This window comes from Candidatus Phytoplasma citri (genome assembly GCF_002009625.1).
GTDB classification, from domain to species: Bacteria; Bacillota_I; Bacilli_A; order Acholeplasmatales; family Acholeplasmataceae; genus Phytoplasma; species Phytoplasma citri.
Genome location: NZ_MWKN01000088.1, coordinates 1 through 6,618, shown reverse-complemented (window position 1 = coordinate 6,618; position 6,618 = coordinate 1). Strand labels below are relative to the sequence as shown.

The following is a 6,618-nucleotide window of genomic DNA, read 5'->3' as shown; positions in this document are numbered from 1 at the left end:
GGAAAGCGGTGTGCTTGGAAACTTGCTCGCACCGTTTGGACGGGGGCTGATTGTAAATAAAACAGCAAAGATAAATCGCTGCATAAAACGCAATTAATCTATCTGTATTTATATAATTATTTTTTAAATTAATTTTGTTTCGATTATGATGCGATTAATTTTTTAGATTTATATTATTTTATTTTTTTAAGAACATGTGTTTTCGTTTTGGCTTTATTAATTTGATTAATTTATTTTATTATCATTGGATTTTAATAATATATTTTCTGGTTATAATTTTATATATAAAAAATAGGGACATATATGCAATTATTTGTATTTTTTTTGGTTATTCATGCTTTTTAGTGACTAATATGTTTAAATATTAGTCACTTTTATATTTATTTATTGTTTTTTTTATGACTCAATCTAAAAAAACTCCATTTATTTATGTTTTAATTATCTTTAATTTTAAAATATTAAAAATTTTATTGAAAAAAATATTAATTTATAGGTAAGAAAGGTAGGTCTGGAATATTTTTAAATGAATAAAAATAGTAAATTTATACAAATTATTATTTCATTAATTTTTATTTTTATTATGTTATTTTTATCTTTTTTTTATAAATTAATTTTACATGATATTTTTTTTCTCTATTTATTTTTGATTTTGAAAATTATATTAGGTTCATTATTGTTAATTTTTAGTATTTATTTTTTTATTTTAGCTGAAGACTTTATAGTAGGCGGATTAGAAAGTAATTTGCTTTTTTTAGACAAAGTTTTTTTGTATAATCGCTTGAATAAAAAACAAAATTATTTATTTAGCAATCCTTTAGGCATTATCATTTCTCGCTTAATTATTATGTTGTTTTTTGGTTTTTGGTTACCTAATACTTGCTTTTTTCTCATAACTACTGTTTTTTTTAATTTAATTTTTACTTGGTCTATTAAATTTTTATCTAAAAATTCTGTTGATAAGAGTTTTTTTATTAATTTATTACCAGTTTTTATTAAGAAAAATAAGTTATTAAAGCTTTTAGTTATTTCTTTAATTATAAGTTTTTGTATAGGAATTGGTTGTGGTTTAATTTTTTCTAGTGGTTCTTCTACTGGCGGAACTGACATTATATTTTTGCTATTAAATCAAAAATTTAATTTGAATTTACATTATATTTTATTTTTTGTGGATGGAATTATTATATTAATTTCTTTTTTGATAGATTTATTCCGTTATCAAAATATGAGAAATTTTATTATTACTAAATATTTTTTTTCTTTTTTTATTTTAATATTTGTTGTTAATTTAATTTCTTTATTCACAGGATAAATTAACTTATATTAAATCTAAAAATATAATAATTAGGAATTTTGATTTTAGATATTTTTTTGATAAATAACTTTTATAAAATTATTAAAATATGTTAATTTTATAGATTTGCAAATAATAAAAAAAGATTTATAATATAGTAGTAATTTTAATTTTTTATTGAATTATTAGTCATGATCGGTTTTAAACATAATTTTTTTAAGATTTTGATAAAATATTTTTTAATTTTAGATTAATTTTTAAAGTAAATGTAAAAAAGCAAAGTGGGATATGGTTATTTATGAATAAAACAAAGATTATTTGCACTTTAGGACCTTCTTGTTATTCTGAAACAATTTTAAAAAAGATGATTTCTAATGGTTTAAGTGTTGCTAGATTTAATTTTTCTCATGCTGATTATGATGTTAGTAAAAAAATAATTTCTATTATTAGAAATATTAATCAAGAATTAAATAAATATGTAGCATTAATGTTAGATACTAAAGGTCCTGAAATTAGAACTCATAATTTTGATGGTAATGTTTTAATAAATAAAGATTCTTTGGTGAGAATTTCTTCAAAAGAAGTTTTGGGTAATAGTAAAATTTTTTCTGTAACTTATCCGAATTTTTATAATGAATTAAATATAGGTGATTTTATTAATATTGATGATGGTTATTTATCTTTGCAAGTGATTGAAAAGGATGATTCAACAAAAGAGTTAATCACAAAAGCCCAAAATACTCATTTAGTGAAATCTCGAAGAGGTGTTAATGTTCCTGGTGTTAAATTAAATATTCCTTTTTTGTCGGAAAAAGATAAAAAAGATATTTTGTTCGCTATTGAACAAAATTATGATTATATCGCGGCTTCTTTTGTCCGAAATTCTCAAGATATACAAGATATTAAAAATCTTTTGGAATCGAATAAATGTGATAATCTTAAAATTATTGCTAAAATAGAAAATCAAGAAGGTATAGATCATATAGATGAAATTTTAGCTATTTCAGATGGTATTATGGTTGCTAGAGGTGATTTGGGAATCGAAATTGATGGCACTTTAGTTCCTTTATATCAAAGCGAAATTATTGATAAATGTCTTCAGAAAGGTAAACTGGTAATTGTAGCTACTCAAATGTTAGAATCTATGCAAAAAAACCCCCGACCTACTAAAGCTGAAATTTCAGATGTTTTCAATGCGGTTCGAGAAGGCACAAGTGCTACTATGTTATCTGGTGAAAGTGCCTCAGGAAATTATCCTTTAGAATCTGTTCAATATATGTATAATATTAATAAAAGTGCGGAAAAATTTTTAGATTATGATGTTTTTTTGAATTATTATGAACCTAAAATTTGGAGGGAAAAATTTTTATTAGGTGCAATTGAATTAGCTAGCATTATAAATGCTAAAGCTATTTTAGTACATAATTTTTCAGATGCTTGTATTATTTCTAAGTTTCATTCTGCTTTTCAAATATTAGCTGTAGTTGCAAATCTTAAAGAAGCATCTTGGTTATCTTTGTATTTTGGTGTTATACCGATTTTAAATTCCAATGAATTGAATGCCAAAATGATGGATTATCAAATAGAAACTAATCAACTAATTGAAGTGAATGTATCTCAAATTTTGATTAAATAATTTTAATTTTTTATGATTTTATTAAATTAATTTAAATTAATTTAAGTATTAATTTAAGTTAAATAATTTAATATTAAAATGTGATTCAAATTTAATATTTATTATTACTTAGAAAGTTAAATAAAGGAGTTATAATTTTGTTTAAAAAGATAGATGATTTTTTATATAATGTAGAACAAAAACCTATGTTTCAAGTTTTAGACGAAAAAGGTTTTGTAATTAATCCTGATTTTGAACCTAATTTATCAAATGAAGAATTATTGAAAATGTATGAGTTTATGGTTTTTACTAGAGAAACGGATACAGCAGCTTTTCAATATCAGCGTCAAGGACGTATGCTTTCTTATGTTTTAAATACAGGACATGAAGCTTGTCAGATAGGTCTTGCTGCAGCTTGCGCAGATAATGATTGGATTTCTCCTTATTTTCGTGATTTAGGAATGTTTTTATATCGTGGCGTTTCTGTAGAAAATATTTTGCTTTATTGGTATGGTAATGAAAGAGGTTCAGCTATAGATTCTCAAAAACGTATTTTGCCTGTTAATATTATTATTGGTAGTTCTATAAATATAGGTGCTGGATTAGCTTTAGCTAGTAAATTAGATAATAAAAAAGATGTTACAGTAGCAACTATTGGAGATGGTGGTACTGCGAGTGAAGAATTTGCAGCGGGTTTGAATTATGCAGCGGTTTTTCAAGTTCCTTTGGTAGTAGCTATTCAAAATAATCAATATGCTATTTCTACTCCTAGAAAAGTAGCTTGTTATGCTGAAAGTTTAGCTCAAAAAGCTATTGCTTTTGGTATGCCTGGTATAAGAGTTGATGGTAATGATATTTTAGCTGTTTATGTCGCTTCCAAACATTTTATTGAATCTGCTAGAAACGGCAATGGTCCTTCTTTATTGGAATTATATACATATCGTTTATTAGGGCATACTACCAACGACAATCCTTCTTTATATCGTTCTAAAGCTGAAGAAGAAGAATGGTTTAAAAAAGAACCTATTTTAAGATTTCAAAAATATTTAATTAATAAAAATATTTTAACAGATGATTTGATTAATAAAATTAAAAATGATGTTATCGAGAAAATTAAAGAAGCTCATAAATCTATTTTAACTTACGCTAATATAGTAGAACCAAGAGAGGTTTTCGAACATACTTATGAAAATATGACTTCTCAATTAAAAAATCAGTTGCATGATTATGAATTATTTTTAAAATCAACAGAAGAAGGGAAATAAAATTATGGCTTTTATAAAGATGAATATGTTAGAAGCTATTAATCATACTTTAGATTATGCTTTAGAGAATATTCCGAAAGTTATTTTGTTTGGAGAAGATGTTGAAAATTTAGGTGGCGTTTTTAGAGTTCTTAAAGGTTTATATAATAAATACGGAGGGTCAAAAGTTTTTAATACTCCTATTTCAGAATCTAGTATTTTAGGTAGTGGTATCGGATTAGCTTTAGCTGGTTTTCGTCCTATAGCAGAAATACAATTTGAAGGTTTTATTTTTCCGGCTTTACAAGATTTATTTTGTCATGCTGTAAGATTACGTAATCGTACTCGTGGAAATTTTACAGTTCCAATGGTAATTCGAACTACAATACAAGGTAATATTAAAGCTTTGGAACATCATTCTGAATCTATCGAAGGTATGTTAGCTTCTTTCCCAGGATTACATGTAGTAGTCCCATCTAATCCTATCGATGCTAAAGGATTATTGATATCTGCTATAAAATGTAATGATCCTGTGATTTTTTTAGAACCAAAAGTTTTATATCGTGCTCGTAGAGAAGAAGTGCCTGTAGAACCTTATGAAATAGAAATTGGTAAAGCTCGAGTAGTTAAAGAAGGTTCTGATGTTACTATAGTAGGATGGTCATCTGCTATTCCTGTGATTTTAAATGCTATTGAATCTTTGCAAAAAGATAATATTTCTGTTGAATTAATTGATTTAAGAAGTATTATTCCTATAGATCAAGAAACTATTGTTCAATCTGTGAAAAAAACTGGTAGGATAGTAGTAGCTCATGAAGCTACTAAAACTTATGGTCCAGCAGGAGAAATAATTACTTTAGTAAATGAATATGCTTTTGATGCTTTAAAAACTGCTCCTGTACGTATTACAGGCCACGATATTATAACTCCTTTAGCTAGAGGAGAATATCATCAAGTTTTAAATCCTACTAAAATTATTTATTATATTAGAAAAATGTTTAATAAGTTATAAAAAATGAGTTTATATTTTAAATATTATAAGTATTCTAGTCTTTCGGATTATAAATAAAATAATAATAAAAATAATAATTGTTTTTTATTATGCGCAAAATCAAAAAAGAAGTAGGTTTAATTGTTATGAAACATAAAGAAAAGTATGAATTTAAATTTTATGATTTAGGTGAAGGTTTACATGAGGGAACTATAACCAAATGTCTTTGTAAGGTTGGAGATAAAGTAAAAGAAGGTCAAGGATTATTTGAAATTGAAAATGACAAGTTATCTGATACATTACTTTCTCCTGTAAATGGCGTTATTTTAGAAATAAAATGTTCTCCTTCAGATCAAGTAGAATCGGATCAAGTTTTAGCGGTTATAGAAATAGATAACGAATAGTAAATATATTTATAAATTTAAATAATACAAGGGGATGAAATATATGTCAGATGTAGACAAAAAAAATAATAAATTTCAAGATGTTGACAGAGTAGAAGTTCAAAAAATTTCTAGTTTACGCAAAGCTATATCAAAACAAATGTCTATTTCTAAAGCGATTATTCCAGATGTTACTTTAATGGAAGAATTTAATATGAATAATGTTGTTGATTTAAGATCTGAATTAAAATCTAAAAATTCAACATCAAATATAAAACTAACTTATTTAGCTTTTGTTTCGAAAGCTTTAGTTCAATTATTAAAACAATTCCCTATTTTTAATTCTACTTTTGATGATCAAAAAGAAGAAATTATAATTAAAAAATATATTAATTTAGGTATAGCTGTAGATACTGATGATGGTTTAATGGTACCTAATATTAAAGATGCTGATAATTTAAATATTTGGAAAATTGCAGAATCTATTCAAAATTTATCTCAACGTACTCGAGATAAAAAATTAGTTTATAAAGATATTAATGATGGAACTTTTACTTTGAGCAATTGGGGAACTTTTGGGGTTTCTTATGGAACTCCTGTTATTTATTTTCCTCAAGTAGCTATTTTAGGTATGGGTGTAATGAAGTTAAAACCTGTTGTTTTGGAAGATGGTAATATTGGAAAAGCTTACATGTTGCCTTTGTCTTTAAGTTTTGATCATCGTATTATAGATGGCGGTATAGCATCTAGATTTTTAAGTTCTTTTAAAGAATTATTTAATAATCCATCGGTTTTGATTGAATAATTATAAAAATTTTTTATTTAAAATATTATCGTTTATTTGATGAATTTTATATAAATTTATAATTGTGATTTTTATTTATAATATATAAAAATATACTATTAGTATTTGTTGTGGGATTAATAAGGTAGTTTTAAAAGAAATAAATATTGTTTTATCTTATCAAGAACTAGAATGATAAAGAACATTTTAGATTATTGAGATAATCCTAATAAAGATAAGAAGATGTAATAAATTCAATGGTATCAAGAAAGAGGTTGATATATAATATCAACAACGGTTTCACCAGAAA

The 6,618-nt window shown here is 24.6% G+C and carries 6 protein-coding genes; all 6 read left to right on the top strand.

Annotation, left to right across the window (positions count from 1 at the left end):
* Positions 1-523: 523 nt before the first annotated feature.
* The 6 genes from B2G44_RS02045 to B2G44_RS02020 all read left to right on the top strand — a co-directional run bounded on the left by B2G44_RS02045 (position 524) and on the right by B2G44_RS02020 (position 6,329).
* The gene (locus B2G44_RS02045; RefSeq protein WP_078123166.1) at positions 524-1,309 is read left to right on the top strand and encodes a YitT family protein; all 786 of its coding nucleotides are present in this window, start codon (positions 524-526) and stop codon (positions 1,307-1,309) included.
* A 280-nt stretch (positions 1,310-1,589) separates the two neighbouring features.
* The gene (gene pyk / locus B2G44_RS02040) at positions 1,590-2,927 is read left to right on the top strand and encodes a pyruvate kinase (RefSeq protein ID WP_078123165.1); all 1,338 of its coding nucleotides are present in this window, start codon (positions 1,590-1,592) and stop codon (positions 2,925-2,927) included.
* Between the two features lie 185 nt (positions 2,928-3,112).
* On the top strand, positions 3,113-4,171 hold the full coding sequence (gene pdhA, locus B2G44_RS02035; RefSeq protein WP_078123167.1) for a pyruvate dehydrogenase (acetyl-transferring) E1 component subunit alpha: 1,059 nt from the start codon (positions 3,113-3,115) through the stop codon (positions 4,169-4,171).
* A 4-nt stretch (positions 4,172-4,175) separates the two neighbouring features.
* On the top strand, positions 4,176-5,162 hold the full coding sequence (locus B2G44_RS02030) for an alpha-ketoacid dehydrogenase subunit beta (protein ID WP_078123164.1): 987 nt from the start codon (positions 4,176-4,178) through the stop codon (positions 5,160-5,162).
* Positions 5,163-5,251: 89 nt separating this feature from the next.
* On the top strand, positions 5,252-5,545 hold the full coding sequence (locus tag B2G44_RS02025; RefSeq protein ID WP_257616380.1) for a biotin/lipoyl-containing protein: 294 nt from the start codon (positions 5,252-5,254) through the stop codon (positions 5,543-5,545).
* A gap of 34 nt (positions 5,546-5,579) precedes the next feature.
* Entirely contained in the window at positions 5,580-6,329 is a 750-nt protein-coding gene (locus tag B2G44_RS02020; RefSeq protein ID WP_257616379.1) for a dihydrolipoamide acetyltransferase family protein, read from the top strand.
* Positions 6,330-6,618 lie beyond the last annotated feature (289 nt).

What these genes read in the sequence shown, in the direction of transcription:
- B2G44_RS02045 (WP_078123166.1), top strand. Translation starts at nt 524, where the DNA reads ATGAATAAAAATAGTAAATTTATACAAATTATTATTTCATTAATTTTT.
- pyk (WP_078123165.1), top strand. Translation starts at nt 1,590, where the DNA reads ATGAATAAAACAAAGATTATTTGCACTTTAGGACCTTCTTGTTATTCT.
- pdhA (WP_078123167.1), top strand. Translation starts at nt 3,113, where the DNA reads ATGTTTCAAGTTTTAGACGAAAAAGGTTTTGTAATTAATCCTGATTTT.
- B2G44_RS02030 (WP_078123164.1), top strand. Translation starts at nt 4,176, where the DNA reads ATGGCTTTTATAAAGATGAATATGTTAGAAGCTATTAATCATACTTTA.
- B2G44_RS02025 (WP_257616380.1), top strand. Translation starts at nt 5,252, where the DNA reads ATGCGCAAAATCAAAAAAGAAGTAGGTTTAATTGTTATGAAACATAAA.
- B2G44_RS02020 (WP_257616379.1), top strand. Translation starts at nt 5,580, where the DNA reads ATGAAATATATGTCAGATGTAGACAAAAAAAATAATAAATTTCAAGAT.